Origin of the sequence: Acinetobacter baylyi DSM 14961 = CIP 107474 (genome assembly GCF_000368685.1) — a bacterium.
Lineage (GTDB): Bacteria > Pseudomonadota > Gammaproteobacteria > Pseudomonadales > Moraxellaceae > Acinetobacter > Acinetobacter baylyi.
Genome location: NZ_KB849626.1, coordinates 515,845 through 536,563, shown reverse-complemented (window position 1 = coordinate 536,563; position 20,719 = coordinate 515,845). Strand labels below are relative to the sequence as shown.

General features: G+C 42.5%; 12 protein-coding genes and 1 pseudogene. 9 read left to right on the top strand and 4 right to left on the bottom strand.

Annotated features, from left to right (window positions below; all coding sequences use genetic code 11):
• Positions 1–27 precede the first annotated feature (27 nt).
• Both ilvN and F952_RS06730 read right to left on the bottom strand, forming a co-directional pair.
• A complete protein-coding gene (gene ilvN, locus F952_RS06735) occupies positions 28–519 on the bottom strand; it encodes an acetolactate synthase small subunit (protein ID WP_004924413.1) in 492 nt (163 codons plus the stop codon).
• Positions 519–2,243, bottom strand: a complete 1,725-nt coding sequence (locus F952_RS06730; RefSeq protein WP_004924410.1) for an acetolactate synthase 3 large subunit — start codon at positions 2,241–2,243, stop codon at positions 519–521. Before F952_RS06730 ends, ilvN begins: the two co-directional genes overlap by 1 nt.
• Before the next feature lie 588 nt (positions 2,244–2,831).
• On the opposite strand from F952_RS06730, the gene F952_RS06725 reads away from it, so the two are divergent.
• From F952_RS06725 to F952_RS06685, 9 genes are all read left to right on the top strand, one after another.
• Positions 2,832–3,161 (top strand): DUF4124 domain-containing protein, encoded by a 330-nt coding sequence (locus F952_RS06725; RefSeq protein ID WP_011182693.1) that lies wholly within the window; start codon positions 2,832–2,834, stop codon positions 3,159–3,161.
• Between the two features lie 149 nt (positions 3,162–3,310).
• Complete coding sequence (leuS, locus tag F952_RS06720; RefSeq protein ID WP_004924404.1) at positions 3,311–5,932, top strand: leucine--tRNA ligase; 2,622 nt, start codon at positions 3,311–3,313, stop codon at positions 5,930–5,932.
• Positions 5,933–5,959: 27 nt separating this feature from the next.
• The gene (locus F952_RS06715) at positions 5,960–6,475 is read left to right on the top strand and encodes an LPS-assembly lipoprotein LptE (protein WP_004924401.1); all 516 of its coding nucleotides are present in this window, start codon (positions 5,960–5,962) and stop codon (positions 6,473–6,475) included.
• Positions 6,476–6,491: 16 nt separating this feature from the next.
• Positions 6,492–7,487, top strand: a complete 996-nt coding sequence (gene holA / locus F952_RS06710) for a DNA polymerase III subunit delta (RefSeq protein WP_004924400.1) — start codon at positions 6,492–6,494, stop codon at positions 7,485–7,487.
• A gap of 100 nt (positions 7,488–7,587) precedes the next feature.
• Positions 7,588–8,940, top strand: coding sequence for a MacA family efflux pump subunit (locus F952_RS06705; RefSeq protein WP_004924397.1), 1,353 nt, complete (start codon positions 7,588–7,590; stop codon positions 8,938–8,940).
• Between the two features lie 2 nt (positions 8,941–8,942).
• The gene (locus F952_RS06700; protein WP_026441322.1) at positions 8,943–10,934 is read left to right on the top strand and encodes a MacB family efflux pump subunit; all 1,992 of its coding nucleotides are present in this window, start codon (positions 8,943–8,945) and stop codon (positions 10,932–10,934) included.
• Between the two features lie 44 nt (positions 10,935–10,978).
• Entirely contained in the window at positions 10,979–12,340 is a 1,362-nt protein-coding gene (locus tag F952_RS06695; protein ID WP_370458618.1) for an efflux transporter outer membrane subunit, read from the top strand.
• A 410-nt stretch (positions 12,341–12,750) separates the two neighbouring features.
• The gene (locus F952_RS06690) at positions 12,751–13,734 is read left to right on the top strand and encodes a formylglycine-generating enzyme family protein (RefSeq protein ID WP_004924388.1); all 984 of its coding nucleotides are present in this window, start codon (positions 12,751–12,753) and stop codon (positions 13,732–13,734) included.
• A gap of 138 nt (positions 13,735–13,872) precedes the next feature.
• Positions 13,873–14,856 (top strand): formylglycine-generating enzyme family protein, encoded by a 984-nt coding sequence (locus F952_RS06685; protein WP_004924383.1) that lies wholly within the window; start codon positions 13,873–13,875, stop codon positions 14,854–14,856.
• A 19-nt stretch (positions 14,857–14,875) separates the two neighbouring features.
• Here the strand turns inward: F952_RS06685 and F952_RS06680 are convergent, their stop codons facing one another.
• Complete coding sequence (locus F952_RS06680) at positions 14,876–17,881, bottom strand: hypothetical protein (RefSeq protein ID WP_004924379.1); 3,006 nt, start codon at positions 17,879–17,881, stop codon at positions 14,876–14,878.
• A gap of 6 nt (positions 17,882–17,887) precedes the next feature.
• Positions 17,888–20,638 (bottom strand): annotated as a pseudogene (locus F952_RS06675) (type VI secretion system Vgr family protein).
• Positions 20,639–20,719 lie beyond the last annotated feature (81 nt).

Below are 20,719 nucleotides of genomic sequence, written 5' to 3'. Positions count from 1 at the left end.
TTCTCCGCTAAAATACGTTAATTTGGTTTAAATACTTAATACTTTTTCGCCGCGCGCGATACCCGATACACCTGAGCGAACCACTTCTAAAATGGTATTTTCAGCTAAGGCGTCAATGAATCCGTCGAGCTTATCTGTTGTTCCAGCGATCTGGATGGTATACGTGGTTGGTGTCACATCAACGATTGAAGCACGAAAGATATCCGCTGTGCGCTTGATTTCGGCACGTGCTGAACCTAATGCTTTGACTTTAATCAGCATCAGCTCACGCTCAATATGCGCACCTTCTGAAAGATCAACCACTTTGACCACTTCAACCAGCTTATTCAATTGCTTGGTGATCTGTTCGATTTTATGGTCATCGCCATAGGTGGTCAGTGTTAGACGTGACAGGGTTGGATCTTCGGTTGGTGCAACATTCAAGGTTTCAATGTTGTAGCCACGTTGACTAAATAATCCGACCAAACGTGAAAGCGCACCTGCTTCGTTTTCAACGAGTACAGAAATAATGTGTCTCATTATGTACGCTCCCCTTTCCCTAACCACATATCTTTCATCGATTGCCCAGCAATCAACATTGGATACACATGTTCAGTACGATCAACCATCACATTGATAAATACACATTTATCATTAATGGCCATCGCTTCTGCGAGTTTAGACTCAAGCTCATCGGTATGGTCAATCTGGATTCCGACATGGCCATAAGCTTCCATCAATTTGGCAAAATCAGGCAATGATTCTACATAAGAACTTGAATGACGTCCTTCATAGTTCATGTCTTGCCACTGTTTGACCATTCCCAGTGCACGGTTATTGAGGCACAGAATCTTAACGTTTAAGCCATATTGCTTACAGGTTGATAATTCCTGAATACACATCTGAATTGAGGCTTCACCCGTGATACAGACGACTTGTTGGTCTGGACAAGCCAGTTTGGCTGCCATCGCATACGGCAAACCAACGCCCATGGTGCCAAGACCACCCGAGTTGATCCACTGACGCGGACGCTTGTACTTGTAATACAGCGCGCCAAACATTTGATGCTGCCCTACATCCGAGGTGATAATCGCATTGCCATCTGTTGCTTTATATAAAGCTTCAACCACTTGTTGAGGCTTCATAATGCCATCCTGACCAGCTTGATATTGCAGACCATGAACTTTACGCCATTCATTAATCTGATCCCACCACGCGCTAATCGCTTCTGGATTTGGCTTAGAAACATTCAATTGCTTTAACTGTGTCAACATTTCCTGAAGAACAGGCTGAACAGCACCTACAATTGGGATATGCGCCATGATGGTTTTAGAAATCGCAGCTGGATCGATATCCACATGGATGACTTTGGCATTTTGACAAAATTTCGCAGGATTATTGGTCACACGGTCATCAAAACGCGCACCAATTGCCAAGATCACATCAGCATTATGCATCGCCATATTGGCTTCATAAGTACCATGCATACCAAGCATGCCTACAAATTGCGGATCATCCCCTGGAAAGCCACCCAGTCCCATCAAGGTATTGGTTACAGGGAAACCCAGCAGATGGGCAAGCTCAGTCAGCAATTCAGAGGCATTACCCTGCACTACACCACCGCCCGTATAGATCATTGGACGTTTTGCAGTCAGAAGCTCGTCGACAGCCTTACGAATTTGACCCGAATGGCCACGCGAAGGCGGTTGATAAGAGCGTAGTTTTACCTTTTCTGGATATTCATAGGCAAACTTTTCTGCTGGATTGGTTGCATCCTTTGGAATATCAATCACGACAGGGCCAGGACGGCCAGAGGATGCGATATAAAATGCTTTTTTAATAATTGCAGGAATTTCGCTTGCATGGCGGACTTGGAAACTATGCTTTACGATTGGTCTGGAGATTCCGACCATATCTGTTTCCTGAAAGGCATCTTCACCAATCAGATGTGAAGCAACCTGACCCGATAAGATGACCATCGGAATCGAGTCCATATATGCAGTTGCAATTGGAGTTACGGTATTGGTTGCCCCTGGGCCAGACGTAACAAGCACAACACCCGTTTTACCTGTGACACGTGAATAAGCATCAGCCATATGACCAGCAGCTTGCTCATGACGTACAAGATAATGATTGATTTTGTCTTGTTGAAAAAGCGCATCATAAATATGTAAAACTGCGCCGCCTGGGTATCCAAAAACGTGCTCAACGCCCTCATCCGCGAGTGCGCGAACGAGCATTTCACCACCAGATAAAAGTTCCAACGTGATTCACCCTAAGTCTTTTTACTATTTATGGGAGGCATAAATAGTCTTCATTCATTTACTGTCTGCACTGTTATAGCACACATATTTCCAAGTTTTTGCTGCAATAGGAAAATTTTCTGAGCTTACAACCGTATAAGTTGCTAGAGCCACTGAGAAGAGCTGTTGGGATAAACAGTTCTTGAGTCAAATCATTTTCTCGGCTAGAGAAAATGTCTATTGCAAACCATGACATTCATTTGAAGGGTGATCGAATAAATGCATATAAAACTAAAGCAAGCATTTTTTATGTTTCATTGAACAAAGTCAAGTTTTAATGGATATTTTTTAAGGTTTATTTGCAGGTGCATATTTTTCATCCGACATGCATGATTCATTCATCTTTTCTTTAAAATTTTAAATTGATCTGCAGCATAACGCCAAAATCAAATTGAGCGCAAAATGATATTTATGTCTGGATCAAATTGATTGGTTTTTAGGCGAAAATCTTTTATCTTAGTCACTTATTTTCTGGCAAAATCAGGCTGGAGTTGCACAATGATTTCATTGAATTTTTTAAAAAAACTAAAACCTTACATGAGCACTGTCATGATCTTATCGAGTTTTATCTCGTGTGCGCTTCATGCTCAACCCTATTATAAATGGATAGACGCTAAAGGCTCAACGCACTACACCCGAACTCCGCCCCCAAAAGGTGCAAAAAAGCAGGGGCAAGTTGAAACATATGGTTCGCATACATCAACACAAGTCAATACTTTACAAGCACCATCAAATCAACAAAATAGTCCTCTATCAACACCCGTTCCACCTCAGTCACAACCCACGGCCAAACAAGAAAATACATTACCTGCTACTGAACCAAACCTGAAAACACCAAAAAACATAGCGACACCGTCTGCAACTAATCCATCACTTTAAGTGAAATGGTAGCGAAATTACGGCACAAGCAAGGCATTTTTCATGATCTGAATGAAAATACCTGCCCACAAGATTCACTTTTTTATGGGTTTTGCGCTATGCTGTGCAGCAATATTTTTTAACTTCATTTTGTTGTTGCCAATACACTTATGACTACCGCACACATTGACGCCGAATATCAAGCAAATGCGATCGAATCCCAGATCCAAAATGACTGGGAAAACCGCAAAGCATTTAAAGTCGCAGACACTGTTGAAGGAAAACATCGTTATATCCTGTCGATGTTTCCATATCCAAGTGGCAAACTGCACATGGGTCACGTGCGTAACTACACCATTGGCGATGTGATCAGCCGTTTTTATCGTCTCAAAGGTGAAACGGTGCTGCAACCTATGGGTTGGGACGCGTTTGGTCTTCCTGCCGAAAATGCAGCAATTGCGCATCAGGTTGCACCGGCAAAATGGACATTTGAAAATATCGCTTATATGCGTGATCAACTCAAAAAACTGGGTTTATCCATTGACTGGGATCGCGAGTTTGCCACTTGTACGCCAGAATATTATCACTGGGAGCAATGGTTATTTGTTCAGTTATATAAAAAAGGCTTAATTTATCGCAAGCTTTCTACCGTCAACTGGGATCCCGTTGATCAAACTGTATTGGCAAACGAACAGGTTGAAAATGGACGCGGCTGGCGTTCAGGTGCATTGGTTGAAAAGCGCGATATCCCAATGTATTACTTCCGCATTACCGATTATGCACAAGAGTTATTAGATGATCTGGATACGCTCAAAGATGGCTGGCCGCAACAGGTCTTGACCATGCAACGTAACTGGATTGGTCGCTCAACGGGCATGGACATTACCTTCCCATCGGCTAATCCAGAAATTTATGCCGACGGTTTAACGGTATATACCACACGTGCCGATACCCTCATGGGTGTAACCTATGTAGCAGTTGCAGCTGAGCACCCAATGGCGCTTAAGGCAGCCGAGAATAACCCTGAATTGGCTGCATTTATTGAAGAATGCCGTATGGGCTCTGTTGCCGAAGCCGATTTGGCTACCGCTGAAAAGAAAGGCATGGCAACAGGTTTGTTTGTAAAACACCCTGTTACAGGTGAAGAAGTACCCGTCTGGATTGCCAATTATGTATTGATGTCTTATGGTTCAGGCGCAGTCATGGCAGTTCCTGCACATGACGAGCGTGATTTTGAGTTTGCCAATAAGTTTAACCTTCCGATCAAACAAGTCATCGATGCCAAAGCCGCTGACGATGCCGAGTATTCGGTTACTGCGTGGCAAGAATGGTACGGTTCTAAGGAAGGAACGTTGGTCAATTCTGGCGAGTTTGATGGTTTAGAATTCCAAGCTGCATTTGATGCATTCCTTGCAAAATTAGAACCACAAGGTTTGGCAAATTCGAAAGTTCAGTTCCGTTTACGTGACTGGGGTGTATCACGCCAGCGCTACTGGGGCTGTCCAATTCCAATGATCAACTGCGACAGCTGTGGTCAGGTTCCGGTTCCAGAAGAGCAGTTACCTGTGGTATTACCGACCGACGTTGTTCCAGACGGATCGGGTAATCCACTCAATAAAATGCCTGAGTTTTACGAAACGACTTGCCCATCGTGTGGTGGTCATGCGCGCCGTGAAACCGATACGCTTGATACCTTTGTTGAATCATCTTGGTATTATGCTCGCTATGCCTCTCCTGACTTTACTGGCGGAATGGTAAAACCTGAAGCAGCGCAAAGCTGGTTACCAGTCAACCAGTATATTGGTGGTGTAGAACATGCGATTTTACATTTGTTATATGCGCGTTTCTTCCACAAACTGATGCGTGATGAAGGTGTGGTTCAAGGCAACGAGCCGTTTACCAACTTGCTCACTCAAGGCATGGTTTTGGCTGATACGTTCTATCGCGAAAGCGAGAGTGGCAAAAAAACTTGGTTTAACCCAGCCGATATCATTCTTGAACGTGATGAAAAAGGCCGTATTGTCTCTGCCAAATACAGTGGCGACGGACAAGACGTGGTGATTGGTGGACAAGAAAAAATGTCCAAATCCAAAAATAATGGTATTGATCCACAAGCCATTATTGATCAGTACGGCGCAGATACAGCACGTGTGTTTATGATGTTTGCTGCACCGCCGGATCAATCACTCGAATGGTCTGATGCTGGTGTTGAAGGTGCTAATCGTTTCTTGAAGCGTGTTTGGCGTCTTGCGACTGGATTCTTGGAAAAAGGCTATGCGCAGGCACCAATTGCAGCAGAGCTTTCAAAAGATGCACAGGACTTACGTCGTAAAACGCATGAAACCATTCAAAAAGTGGGCGATGATATTGAGCGCCGTCATGCATTTAATACAGCCATCGCCGCATTAATGGAATTGCTCAATGCTACCAGCAAGTTTGAAGTTCAAACTGCTGATGATGCCGCTGTCGCACGTGAAGCCATTGAAACCTTGCTGACCTTGCTGGCACCATTTGCACCGCACTTAAGTCAGACCTTACTGGCAGAATTCGGCATCGACTTAATTGCAGCACAGTTCCCAAGTGTGGATGAGTCTGCCTTGACACGAAATACACAAACCATCGTTGTACAAGTCAATGGTAAACTTCGTGGTAAGTTAGAAGTGTCGGTCGAAATTTCCAAAGATGAGCTGTTGGCACAAGCCAAAGCGTTACCGGAAATTCAGCAATTTTTAACAGGTCCAACCAAAAAAGAAATTGTGGTTCCAAACAAACTGGTTAACCTAGTGGTTTAATTCTAACAAGCGTCAAGAGGAACAAGCATGCACTTAGTTCAACGTTTAGCAGCAGTTGTTTTAACTTTAGGTCTAAGTGCAGGCTTGGTCGGCTGTGGATTTCACCTTAAAGGAACAAATCCATCCACTATGCCAATCACGTATAGCAAGTTAAGCTTTGCATTACCTGCCGATACAGAAGAGCTTGAAAAGCAGTTAAGTGTCTATTTGACTGCTTCTGGTGCTCAAATCAGTCAGGCCAATGATGCCTATGTGCTTCGTGTGCTGAATTACACCCCACGTAGACAACTGCTAAACGGTAAACTGACTGAAGTGTTGTTGCGTTTGACCGTGACTTTCCAGATTGAGGATCGTCAAGGCCATGCGCTCACAGAACCACGAACCATTACCGCAACACGTAACTATCAGTACGATGTCGCAACGGTCAACACCGATAACCAGCAAGAAATTTATCTGAACCATATTATTGTGGATGATGTGGCGCAGCAAATTGCCCGTCAGATTTCGAATAACCGCTTACCAAAGCTCATCTCTCAGCCTTAAGGGCTGTATCATTCGTATGAAACTTGATTATTTACAAGCACTCAAGCGGGTCGATGCGGCTCGTGGTGCTTGGATCATTCACGGTCAAGAGCCGTTACTCGAGCAAAACTTACTTGATGCCTTTCGCAAAAGCTGGCAGACGCAAGAGATCGAGCGGCAGCGTTATGATATTGGTAGCGTCAGTGACTGGAAAAATGTATTTAATGGCTTAAATAGCCTGTCACTTTTTTCGCAGCAACTGGCGATTGAAGTGCATGGCAACATTAAGCCCGATGCTAGCGGAATCAAACAACTCAAAAGCTACTTGCAGCACAATGAACATAATTTGCTACTGGTAGTCTTGCCTAAACAGGATGCCTCAAGTCTAAAGTCGTCTTTCTTTCAAACGGTTGAAGCCAATGGTGTAATTGCGCATTTAAGCGCACAGTATCCGCAAGATCGTCAGCGTATTTTAGCGCAAGAAGCCGAAAAAATTGGGATTCAACTCGATCAGGATGCCTGGACATGGCTGATGCAGCACCACGAGCATAATCTGCTCGCGGCTAAAAATAGCCTCATGCGCGTGAGTGATACCTTTCCCGAGCATCAACTGATTCAGATTGAACAGCTGTATGCCTGCCTACAAGATCAATCGCGCTATACCACCTATGACTTAAGTGACGCCATGCTGCGTGGCAATCTGGCGCAATCGGTCAAAATTTTTCAGTACCTGATTGGTGCGGGAGAACCACACAGTTTGATTTTGTGGACCTTAAGTAAAGAAATGCGTTTGCTGATGCAGCTCTTTGAACAACCTCAAAATGCATTGCAACTCGGGATCTGGAAAACCAAGGTTTCAGACTATCAGCAAGCATTACGTCGTCTAAATCCACATCATTTTTTAAGCTGGCCTACACTTTTGTTGCGCATTGACAGTGCTATTAAAGGGATGTCGGATGAAAATCCCGAACACTTGATTTTACAAGCCTTAGCGGAATTATGTGGTACCTCGCTGTTTGCCCAAACATCCTAATTTTCGCTTTTAATTCAACTAAATTAATAAAAATATTCACGTTTTATTCTCATTTCACTTCTATACTAGCGCCAGTCCTTCTTACTTTGCCTGTATCACTATGCCTAAAATAAAACCATCTCGAATTGTGATTATTGCCATTAGTATTGTGGTCATTGCCCTCTTGGCTTGGTTCTTTTTCAAGCCTAAACAACAACAGCCACAGTACATTACCGAAACAGCAAACTACGGTAATCTTGAGAATACAGTGCTGGCCACAGGGACACTCGATGCTACCAAACTCATTAGCGTGGGTGCACAGGTTTCTGGTCAGGTAAAGAAAATGTACGTCCAGTTGGGCGATGAAGTGAAACAGGGTCAACTGATTGCGCAAATTGATTCGACCACGCAAGAAAATAGTTTAAAAACTGCAGATGCCAATATTCGTAATTTAGAAGCTCAGCGTTTACAACAAGAAGCCAATCTCAATGAAGCACAGTTGGCATATCGTCGTCAGCAACAGATGTTTGCACAAGATGCAACCTCTAAAGCTGAACTTGAATCTGCCGAAGCAACTTACAAAACCGCTCAAGCTCAGATTAAGGCCATCAATGCACAGATTGAATCGGCAAAAGTAACACGTTCAACTGCGCAAACCAATATTGGATACACTCGCATTGTGGCACCGACTGATGGAACAGTAGTCGCCATTGTGACCGAAGAGGGTCAAACGGTAAACGCCAACCAGTCAGCGCCGACCATTGTGAAAATTGCGAAATTACAGAACATGACGATTAAAGCGCAAGTCAGCGAAGCTGATATTATGAAGGTTGAAAAAGGTCAGCAAGTGTATTTCACGACTTTGGGCGATGATAAAAAGCGCTATGCAACATTACGTCAGATCGAACCTGCACCTGACTCGATTTCAAGTGAATCTACAACCTCAAGCACTTCATCTAGCTCAAGCAGCAGCACTGCCATTTATTACAATGCCCTGTTTGATGTGCCTAATGAAGACGGCAAGCTGCGCATTGATATGACAGCCCAGGTGTATATTGTTTTAGATTCGGTAAATCATGCCTTGCTGGTTCCATCTTCAGCGTTATCAACACGTTCGGCAAATAGCCAAGGCCAGTCTAGCAGCAGTAAAAACACCGCCGCGTCGTCGGTTGCAGCCACTCATAAAAAAGACAAAACTGATGGGCCTAAACTGGAACGTCTGAACTTAACCGCAGAGCAAAAGCAGGCGGTCGAGGCAGGAAAAGCCACGCTCAGTGTAGTACGTGTATTAAATGCAGATGGCACAGCGCAACCGAAACAAGTGCTGATTGGGATTAATAACCGAGTCAGTGCACAAGTTTTGGCAGGGCTTAAAGCGGGTGATCAAGTTGTAATTGCCGATAGCTCAGATACTGCTGCATCTACAGCTAACAGTACCAATCGTCGCCGTAATGGCCCACCAATGGGAATGTAATGATGACTAAACAGGCATTACTGGAAGTCCATAATCTGGTTCGAGAGTTCCCTGCTGGCGATAGTACCGTTCAAATTTTAAAGAATATTAATCTCACGATTTATGAAGGTGAATTAGTCGCTATTGTGGGTCAGTCTGGTTCGAGTAAATCGACCCTCATGAATATTTTGGGCTGTCTGGATCGACCAACGAGTGGCAGTTATAAAGTAAGTGGTCAAGAAACTGGAAAACTTGAACCCGATGATCTGGCTAAACTTCGCCGTGAATATTTTGGTTTTATTTTCCAGCGTTATCATTTGCTCGGAGATTTGTCCGCCGAAGGGAATGTTGAAGTTCCAGCCGTTTATGCAGGTGTTACTCCTGCAGAACGTAAACAGCGAGCTACCGCCCTGTTGACTGAACTAGGGCTGGGTAGCAAAACTGAGAATCGTCCAAGTCAGCTTTCAGGTGGTCAGCAACAACGTGTCTCGATTGCCCGTGCACTCATGAATGGTGGCGATGTCATTTTAGCCGATGAACCTACTGGTGCACTCGACTCACATAGTGGTGTCGAGGTGATGCGGATTTTGCGTGAGCTGAATGCTGCGGGTCATACCGTGATTATTGTGACGCACGATATGCAAGTGGCCAAAAACGCCACCCGCATTATTGAGATCAGTGATGGCAAGATTATCGCAGATCGTGAAAACATACCTGAGTATGCTTCAGAGTTGAATAAGGATCCCGATGCAGCACCAGCAATTGCCAACAAGCAATCTAAGGGCAAAAGTGTATCAGCCTTTCGCTCAATGCTAGATCGTTTATCCGAAGCCTTTCAAATGGCTTTGATCTCTATGAATGCTCATCGCATGCGTACATTTTTAACGATGCTCGGGATTATTATCGGGATTGCATCGGTGGTGACCGTCGTGGCACTGGGGAACGGTTCACAGAAGCAGATTCTGGAAAATATCAGCAGTCTGGGCACAAATACCATCACCGTATTTCAAGGCCGTGGCTTTGGTGATAACTCAAAAACAGCCAATTTCAAGACCCTTGTACCGAGCGATGCAGATGCTTTGTCAAGCCAGCCTTACGTCACGGCAGTCTCGCCAATGGTAAGTAGCTCCAAAACCATACGTTATAAAGAAAATGAGGCAACGGCAACTATTAACGGTGTGAGCAATGATTATTTTGATGTTAAAGGTTTAACTTTCAAAGATGGCCAGAGTTTCGACCAACGCAGTGTACGCGATCTTACTCAGGATGTCGTGATTGATACCAATACACAGAAGCAATTTTTTACCGATGGTAGCAATCCTATTGGACAAGTTGTATTGCTAGGTAGTGTGCCCGCTCGAATTATTGGAATTGTAGAACCACAAACCAGCTCAATGGGTTCCGATGACAGTTTAAATGTTTATATGCCTTACACCACCGTCATGAGTCGCATGTTAGGTCAATCCAATGTACGAAACATCATTGTACGGATCAATGATCAATATTCAACCAGTGCTGCTGAGAATGCGATTGTAAATTTGCTTACTCTACGGCATGGCCAGCAAGACATTTTCACCATGAACAGTGACAGCATTCGTCAGACGATTGAAAAAACTACCAGTACGATGACTTTGCTGGTTTCCGCGATTGCAGTCATTTCTTTAATCGTGGGTGGGATTGGGGTCATGAATATTATGCTGGTATCAGTGACTGAACGAACCCAAGAAATTGGGGTACGTATGGCCGTCGGGGCGCGCCAGAGCGATATTTTGCAGCAATTTTTAATTGAAGCCATTTTAGTATGTTTAATTGGTGGTGTACTTGGCGTATTACTGTCCTTAGGTTTAGGTCAACTCATCAACAAAGTTGCTGCTGGGAATTTTGCAGTGGCGTACTCAACCACGTCGATTGTTGCGGCTTTTGTCTGCTCTACCCTGATAGGTGTGGTGTTTGGCTTCTTGCCCGCCAGAAATGCTGCCCAGCTCGATCCTGTTGCCGCTTTGTCTAGAGAATAAGAGGAGCTCTCATGTCATCATCTAAACTTACTACGCTGTGTGCCATGCTTATAGCCTCCTCAACGCTGGTGGGCTGTGCTGCAGTGGTGAAAACACCATACAACGCACCCACTGTACAAACGCCATCGAGCTTTCAATACGACAAGACGCAGGCCACATCAAATTATGCTAATTATGCTGACCGCTGGTGGACATTGTTTGGCGATGCACAGCTTAATCAACTGGTCGATCAGGTGATTGCCAAAAATACGGATTTAGCTGTTGCAGGCATTACGCTTCAGCAAGCTCGCTTAAAAGCTGGCTTGGCTGCAGATCAGCAAGGCCCACGCGTTAATTCAAGTGTTTCGACCAGTCAGAATATTGACGTAAACTCAGGTGATAAAAGTTCAAATGGCCTCTCGCTCAATGCCGGGGTGAGTTATGAGCTGGATTTATTTGGTAAACTGGCGCGTCAGACCGAAGCAGCCAAATGGGAAGCATTGGCCACAGCGCAAGATTTACAGGCGACTGCACAAACCCTGATTGGTACCACCACAAAGCTCTATTGGCAACTGGCTTACTTAAATGAAAGCTTAAGTACCGCACAACAAAGCTTGGCCACCTCTGAAAAACTGTATAGTTTGGTGAACACTCAATACCAAGCAGGTGCTGTTTCTGGGCTGGATTTAACACAAGCTGAACAATCAGTTCAAAGCCAAAAAGCCAATTTAAGCCAGATCCAACAAAGCTTGGTAGAAACCCGCACAGCGTTGGCCGTACTGTTGCACATTCCCGTGCAGCAATTAAATATACAAGAACCACAGCGCCTGCCTCAGGTCAATTTACCGCAAATTCAAGCGGGATTACCGGCCAGCATTTTGTCACGACGTCCAGATTTACGCGCAGCTGAGTTACGCTTACGCGAAACCTTGGCAACCAAAGATGCCACCACGGCCAGTTATTATCCATCGATCAGTCTAACGGGAAGTTTAGGTTCAAGCAGTACATCACTCACAGAGCTGATTAAAAACCCAGTGTTGGCGCTTGGTGCGAATTTGAGTTTGCCTTTTTTGCAATATAATGACATGAAGAAGAATATTGCCATTAGTCAACTCGATTATGAAAAAGCCATTATTCAGTATCGTCAGACCTTGTATCAGGCTTTTGCCGATGTTGAAAATGCACTTTCTGCCCGTACCGAGTTGAATCAGCAAGTTCAATTTCAGCAACGAAATCTCGAACTGGCAGAGAAAGCAGAACGCCTGACCGATGTGCGTTATCTTAATGGTGCAATTGCGCTCAAAAATGTACTAGATCAGCAGCAAACAACACGAACTGCGCGCTTAAGTTTGGTCAATACCAAGCAAAATCAATATAATGCCTATGTTACGCTCATGCAGGCACTGGGTGGCTCTCCAATTCAATAAAAGATATAAAAAAAGCCACTACGGTGGCTTACTTTTCTTGAACAAAATAATTTTCTAGATAAGGATCTTTTCCTTTGAGATTTTTTCGATATTTCATAACACTCATCAGAACACGATCATCAGTTAAAAATTATTATAAAAATTCTGCTTTTTAGGAGTACCAGAACCTGGTCTTTCAAATATTTTTTCTGATAATGATAAAAATGCCATGTGAATTGTGATAATCGAAGTGAGTTTAAGAACATATATTTCAACTATTTTAGCTACATGCTAAATATGAGTTTAATATAAAAATAGTTAAAATCTTTTTAAACTATTTATGGCAATACTTCAAACTCTCATTAGCTAACACAAAGCTTCTTTTCAAGCAACTATACCTCACTTAAAATTTATACAACATTCGTAACGTTATGACTTATAAAAAGATGATGAAACAAAATCTTGTAATTTTTTTATTTTCAACTCTTGCTTTAAATGCCTGTGCAAAATCGAGAGAAACATCCACCAAAGCAGCTCAGCCTTCAGCCGAATTACAACAAAAAATTCAAAAGCTCGTTGAGAAAACCCAAAAAAATATGATTTTTGTTGAGGGTGGAAGCTTTATGATGGGTGATTTTGGTCATGTCACACGTAAAGATAAATTACCTATCACTGGCCTTTATGTAGCCATGCCTTTACATAAAGTCACCCTCGATAGTTTTAGTTTAAATGCGTATAAAACCACCTTTGATGAGTTTGATATTTATACTGAAGCGACTGGGCAGAAAAAAATTGCAATGCAAGAAATTTCCAAAAAGTTACGCGTACCAAATGCACCCGCAGGTGTGAGCTGGCAACAAGCACACGATTACTGTCAATGGCTAGGCCAACAAGTTGGAATACCTATGACCCTACCAACCGAAGCGCAATGGGAATATGCTGCCAGAAACCGTGGGCAATATGTTATCTATCCAACGGATAATGGTGAATATGAGCCGGGACGAAATGTTTGGAGTGATGAACAAAGACGTGAATTTACTAAATCTATGCCCGATATTCATGGAGTAAAAGTTCCGACACTTGGTCGGTTTCCTCCGACACCTTTAGGCTTTTATGACTTAGCAACTGATAGCTATGAATGGATGTCGGATTGGTTTGATCCTCAATATTATAAGCATTCACCAGAGAAAAACCCTCAAGGCCCAGCGACAGGGACACTCAAATCGGTTCGAAGCACTTATCAGGAGGCTGGTGTTTTAGATCTAAAAATTGGCGGTAGTGTAACAACAATTTATAGATATGGTGTGGAACCTAATCCTAAATTTGATAAGGATGACAATGCTTTCAATACTATTAACCCAAATAGTGCAACCGCTGTAAGATGCGCCTCTAACTCGCATAAACCATTTATCTAAAATAAAAGGAGTTAAATGACATTTTATAGGCTGTTAAATTTATTCATTGATAAATACAGCTAACTCTAATCATTTAACATTAAGTTTCTTTTCAAGAATTCATATCTCACTTAAAATTTATACAACATTCGTAACGTTATGACTTATAAAAAGATGATGAAACAAAATCTTGTAATTTTTTTAATTTCAAGCCTTTCGCTTAGTGCATGTGCCAAATCAGATGCTACTCAAAAAACTTCTACACCAGTAACAAAACAAGACCTTTCTTCTGAACAAAAAAAGCAATTACAACAATTGCTTGAGAAAACAAAAAAAAATCTGATCTTTGTGAAAGGTGGAAGTTTTAAGATGGGTGACTTTGGTCCAGAACATAGTATTGATAAACTCCCATACGACAGTAATGGAGATAGCAAACCTCTTCATAAGGTCACTTTGGATGATTTTTATTTAAGTGCCACCAAAGCCACTTATGCCGATTTTGATGTATATACTGATGTCACAGGACAAAAACCTATTGGCAATTTTAACGAAGTAACAAAAAAATATCGTATTCCAACTTCTGCAGCAGGGATCAACTGGCAACAAGCTCGAAATTATTGCCAATGGCTTGGTACGCAACTCAATTTAAAGATGGATTTACCAACAGAAGCACAATGGGAATATGCGGCACGTAACCGCGGACAATATATTCTATATCCAACAGATAATGGAAAAATTGATAATGGCCGTAATGTTTGGAGCTTTGAACAAAGACAAGCATCTAAAAAACCATTTAAAGTAACTAAAAGTATTTCCTTATTACAAAAATTTCCACCAACACCATTGGGTCTATACGATATGATCACAGATAATTATGAGTGGATACTGGACTGGTATGATCCTGAGTATTACAGTAAATCTCCAGAGAAAAACCCTCAAGGTCCAAACACGGGAACTTTAAAAGTAGTACGAAGTTCTGCACCAGCAGATGGACAACCATTGCAAACATTTACTGGCAAAACTATTAGTAGACATGCAATGGATCCGATGGCAGATCCTGAATTAGTCAAAGAGTCTAAGAATCAGAAATATTACTTTGATTTTAACTTAAATAATTCAGTACGTTGTGTAGCCAATCCTTAATCATTAACCATGTATCAGGTTATGCCTGATGCATGGTTGGATTTAACTCATCCTGCTCAAATGGTGCTAATATTTCTAAATTTTGTGCTATCAAAGATCGCTCCTCAAAACCAACTGGCATCCCTTGTTGTAGCTCAAACTGTTTAAATTGTTTATCATCCTGATTTCTAACCAACATATAATTCCAAGATGTTCCGGTGACGGCTTTTGCACCTTTACGATACTTTAAATAATCTTTGAGCCATGAATTAATGTTTTCTCCTTCATAATCAATACCACTATTGACACAACGAATAATATCTTCTGCATATTTACTATTATTGCCGTAATTTAAAAAGCGAATCAGATCCCCTTCAACTTTTCCAAATTGTGAAACATTCAATTTTTCACCTTGAGGGTGAATATGTTGAATGGTATTTTGCCATTCTGCTGTCGTTACACAAGTCTTTAGAATATTGATCACCGCCGTTTTACGTGCAGGAAAAAACCGCACTTCACGCTCACTAAATGACACATAGATATCAAAAATTGGGGCTGTACGACTAGACCAATGTGTTACTGCATATAAAAGAATACCTTTTGTCTCTGGCGTCGCGTAAATTAATTCCTCACGACCTTTGGCTGAATTAATATTATTGGCTGTTTTTAAACGTCCTTGATCGATATCTAGACTTTCAATCCAAACATTGAATTGATTTGTCATGTTTTTCACATTTTGTGTTAATGGATGATTTTCACCAATACAATAAGCTAAAACTTGAGACATTAATGAAAAGGTTTGAGCCTGAATATAAATAAGTGTTCTGAAGTTTGCTTGTAATAACTGTAATTTAATAAAACCTAAATAATTTAAAACATGTTCTGCACCTACTGTAAATTCTGCTATACCTTTAGCACCAATACCCCAACATAAATGTGCTGCAACCAAAATCTTAAAGCAACCAGAACGCTCGTCATAACCAATTTGAAATTGACCTTGAGCACCCGCTCCCAAACTAACACCACCACCACCAGCAACTGAAGCAATTGTAACGAACTCACCTTCACCACTTTTATCATTATTGGGCTTAAACCATTCTATACCTCCCTTGAGCTTTCCCTGCACTTGCACCCCAGCAAATGCCTTAATTCCTGCATTAGCTTGATTTTTAGCATTTTCCTGATTTGCACTAATCATTTGCATGTTACCGCGTGCAGGTTCAAACTTAGGTCTTCTTTGGGGATCCATCATTTGTGAGATTGAACGTTGTGGATCACGAATCACTGCACTGAGCATCTGTACAGTCCCATTATGTGTAATATCGACAGATAAATTACCTGAAATTCCTAAATTGGCTCCACTGAATCCAGCCAGTTCAGCACCAATCAAGAAACGAATCGTACCCAAATCATAGTTTTCAAGTTCAATTTTCCACCCAGATTCACATGGATAAAACTTTCGCCACTCTTTTACACCTTCAAATAATGTCCATTTAGTCGATGCGTTTCCATCAAGCTTCATGGTGACGCCTTTAGAAGAGGCACTAATCATACCTTCACCACTCGATCCTGCTACCATTCGCATCCATTGCGCTTCGGTGCCCACATGAATATCTCTGCTATTTTTATATTCTTCTGCAATTTCACCACCTAAACCGCCAATCATATTGTAAACAGCTTTTTCTTCACTCCCTACATTCCCTTTTGCAGTCAATAACTGTTGACTGAGCTTTTCAAAACTACTTTGAATCTGTGCATGACGTTGAGGAGTATATTGAGTTGCATTCGGATCAATAATATCTGCTGTTGTTTGATCATTTCGACGCAGGCGCTTAAGCTCTTCGTATTGCGTAACTTTAAGATAACGTCTTCTCAAATTATAACTTGGAGCACTTTGATTTTTCTTCCCAGTACTTTCTACCACCCATACTTCTTTTAACTCACTTGATTGCTTGAATTCTCCATTAAGCTTTTCAATGGCTTTTTTTTGATTAATATTCAATCTGCTTTCAAGTTCTTTAATTTCATCTAATCTTCTATCTTGGATTGCTCGAGTCAGCTCAGCATTTGATTGATGCACTTTCTTCACGGCATCAGATAAAATCTTTGTCTGTCGATCAAACTCTGCATACACACTTGGTGGTAGAACAAGTACCTCATTCGTATGAGGACTAATCACAATAGGTGGTTTTTCTACGCCTTTTAAACTTAATTTATTCTCAGGATTAGGATTAGTTACACCTGTTGTCATTGGAAAAATAATGGAGTGAACAGTTTGTTTATCAATACATGTAATCGGCTCAAACCAGTCACTTTCTTTTTGTGTATTGCCTAGTTGATATTTCACTTGCGTTTTCAAATGTGTTTCTGCAAGTTGTGTATAGCCTTTTTCATTCACTTTAGCTGGTTTCAAATTTATAATAGGCCTATCTTGACCTTGCCCTAATATTTGATAGTGAATAATCGGTATTCCATTTCCCTTACTATCAACGAATCGATACATTATATAAGTTTTAAACTTTAAGTACTTAGTTTTCTTAGTAAGAATGGTATTTTTTTCCTTATAAATTTCATAAGACATCGCCTGATTATCTTTTAGTTTTTTCTTCAGATCTAACATCATTGCAGGCTTTATTTTAGAGGAATTTAGGAAGCCTCCTGCTTTATTTTTAGTTACTGATGTACGCTGCTTCAAATTTTGCAGACTATTCTGCTGAAGTTCATATTGTTGTTGGGTAATAAACGCTGAATTTTGAGCCAGCTTAGGCTCATTAATTTCAATCACACTGTCATCTTCTGCCAAAACAGGCTTAATTATTTTCCTTGGACTAAATATTGTTTCATGCCCCTCTACAAAAATATGTAGTTTTCCATTTTGGTTCAATCGAATGGGTTTTGTTCGTCCTTTCTCATTTGTGACATGAGTAAATGTTTCTTTTCCACCTGAAACAGGAAAAAATACAAGACTATATCTAACATTTGCTAATTCTTTATTTCGCTGATCATAAAAAATAATACTATATTCCAATACGTTATATTTATTCATGACGCCTTAACCTTTCGTAATCAACTTATACTTTGATGCATTTTTATCAGAAATATGAATTGAAATTTGCTCTGAACCTTCTGTTTGAAATGTTTGAGTTTTACCAGATACATCGGTACGGCCTTCTTGATGAGTACCATCTGCTCTAAAAGCAATATACTCAATATTCTTGGCAGGATTGCCATCTAAATCTACAATTTCAAATGTCAAATAACATGGCTTATTCTCTGCAGCTTTTGAAACAGTAACTTTCTCCCCACCCTCAAATATATGCTGCCCCGCCTTCACCTCAAATTTTCCACCAGTAGTTGAAAAAACACCTGAATCATTTAGTTTAAGCTGCGAACCATTTACGGTTAAATTTATTTCTTTCGGGCTGGTGATATACACTGCCTCCTCCGTGGAAATAATCTGAATATCCTTCCGTGCAATTAAATCCGCCCCATCTCCCTGTGCCTGTAACTCGATCTTGCCCTTGCCAGCATACAGGCGGGCACCTTGCTGGGCTGCAAACAAACTGATCTTGTCACTGGCGTGTGCAATCAAACTTTTTTGCGTGCTTATGTTCAGGCTGTCTCCTGCATGCTGGCTCAGTTGTCCGTCTGCACTCAGGTGGATGTCTTGATTACTACTCATGGCAATGCTGCTAGGTGCACTCAAGATCATCAGCGCTTGTTTAAAGGCAGCTGCCTTGTTCTGGTCCTGTTGTTCGATCTGTTCCAAGAACTGTTTCAGATTGTCCAGTACTTCAAGCGGGTCGGTCTGCTGGTTCTTGGCCACTTCACTTAAGGCTTTGGCATTGTTCAAGCTGCTTTCAAGCTGCTGGCTGGCTTCTTGGGCATCTAGATGCTGGCCCTGTGCCTGTTCTTGTTTGTGGGTGGTGAGGTGTAGTCCTTCGCCTGCCCGGATGGCCCCCCACTGGTCGGTACGTAGTTCGAAGCCTTCACCTCGACCTTCGCTTTCCAGTTGTTCTTTGGGATGGCTCAGATTGCCCAGATTAAGCTGGGTTGCGCCATGGCTGCTGTGAAGCTGGCTGCTGATCTGTCCTGTGGTGTCATCAAAGCGGAGCTGGTTGTAGCCGCTGCCCTGAATTTCTTCAGAGCGGATACCACTCAGGTGTCGGGTATGCGGTAACTGGCCTTTGATGTCGAATTTGGTCGGACTACGCTCGGCTTCATGAATGCGTCCAAGCACAAAGGGCCGGTCAATGTTGCCATCAAAATAGTCGATCACCACGATCTCGCCGATGCGTGGCAAAAAGCGGGCGCCATAGCCTTCGCCTGCCCATGGGGTCAGTACATCGACCCAGGCCGAGTCGGTATCATTGTCATTACTGCCTGCACCACCATCATGGCTATGGTCTTCACTGCGGGTAAACAGAAAACGGACTTTGATACGTCCCCATTCATCGACATGGACTGTTTCACCTTCAGGTCCCACCACTTTAGCGTGTTGGGGATGGGTCTGGGGCTGTTGTGGATGGTATTCAGGTACGGTTTTGATGTTGCGTCGTACCAGCGTGAGTTGAGTGCTATGCCGTTGTTCTTTTGAGTTGGGCTGTTGTGGTAATAGATGCTGTATTTGTTGTGCCAGTTCTTTGGGCAGGTTGTTCTGGTTATGGTAGTACTTGCTGATAATCAGCAGTTGTCGTTCTTCGTTGCTGTGTTGATCCAGTTCTGGATGTCCATCTAGCTGGAACCAGTAACCGACTTGTGCATCACGGACACTGCCAGTTGCGGTAAATTGTTTGCTTTGCAGGTGGTGGTAGGCGTTAATCTGCTGGTTGATCTGTTCAATTTGGGTATTGCTTGAGGCAGTGACCTGATCTTCTCCATTTAAATCCTGTGTCCATGCCGGACTGATCTGCCAGGCATCTTCCAGATTGAGGCTGGCATTGTCATAGTGCTGACTGTGGTGTTGGGTACTTTGCACGCTGCCACTGCCTTCTTGTTGTTGTAAGGCATCGGCTTTTCAGCGTTGCAGGTAGACTGAGGTTGGCTGCAAGCTGCGTGTTGCAGTGAATTGGGTAATGCTATCGAAAGGTTCGGTGGCGCTGCTACGCTGGTAGCGCAGTGATGTGCGTGGTAAGGGTTGATAGGCAGTATTGTCATCAATCAGGCGAAGGATTTGGGGTTGGATTGGGCTGGTTGTACTGGGCACTATCAGTTGTGCTTCGTCAATCAACCAGTTGATACCTTCGCTACGCCACAGTCGGGTCAGGTAGTTGTAATCGGTTTCGTTGGCCTGCATGCTAAATGGGCGGATGTCGTAGTCTCGGCTGAGGCCTGATGTGTCGAGGGTTAGGCTGGCGGCAAACAACGGGCTTTTATTCTGCCATTCTTTAAACAGGATTTCGCTGATGTCGCGTACACTTTTGTTCATAAAGACACGACTGTTACGGCGTTTATGCCACAGTGCAGTTGGGTCTTGTAAGGTCAGAGTGTAAAGGGTTAGTGCTCCATCGCTCTGGCCCTGGGTTGCGGCGGTGATGATGCCACTGCTACGGAATAATTGTCCTGTATCGGTGACCTGATCGACTGCGGCCTGACAGCCGATAAATTGTTTAAGCGGCAAATGTGCATGACTGGAAAAACAGATGAGTTCGGCGCTACTGCCCTGATTAAGCTGCTGCTGCCCTTGTATACGTTGTAAGTAGACCTGACTATTCAGGGAAACATCTGAGAGGGTAAGATGTAAGGCACGCTGTTGTGCACTCAACCCTAAGCGTTCTAATGCGCCAAATAGATGAAATGACATTGTTCTTATCAATAAAACTCATAGTTAAGTAAAATTTTAATCAAATCAGACAAAGCTGTCTATTTATTGTTGTTTGTTTTT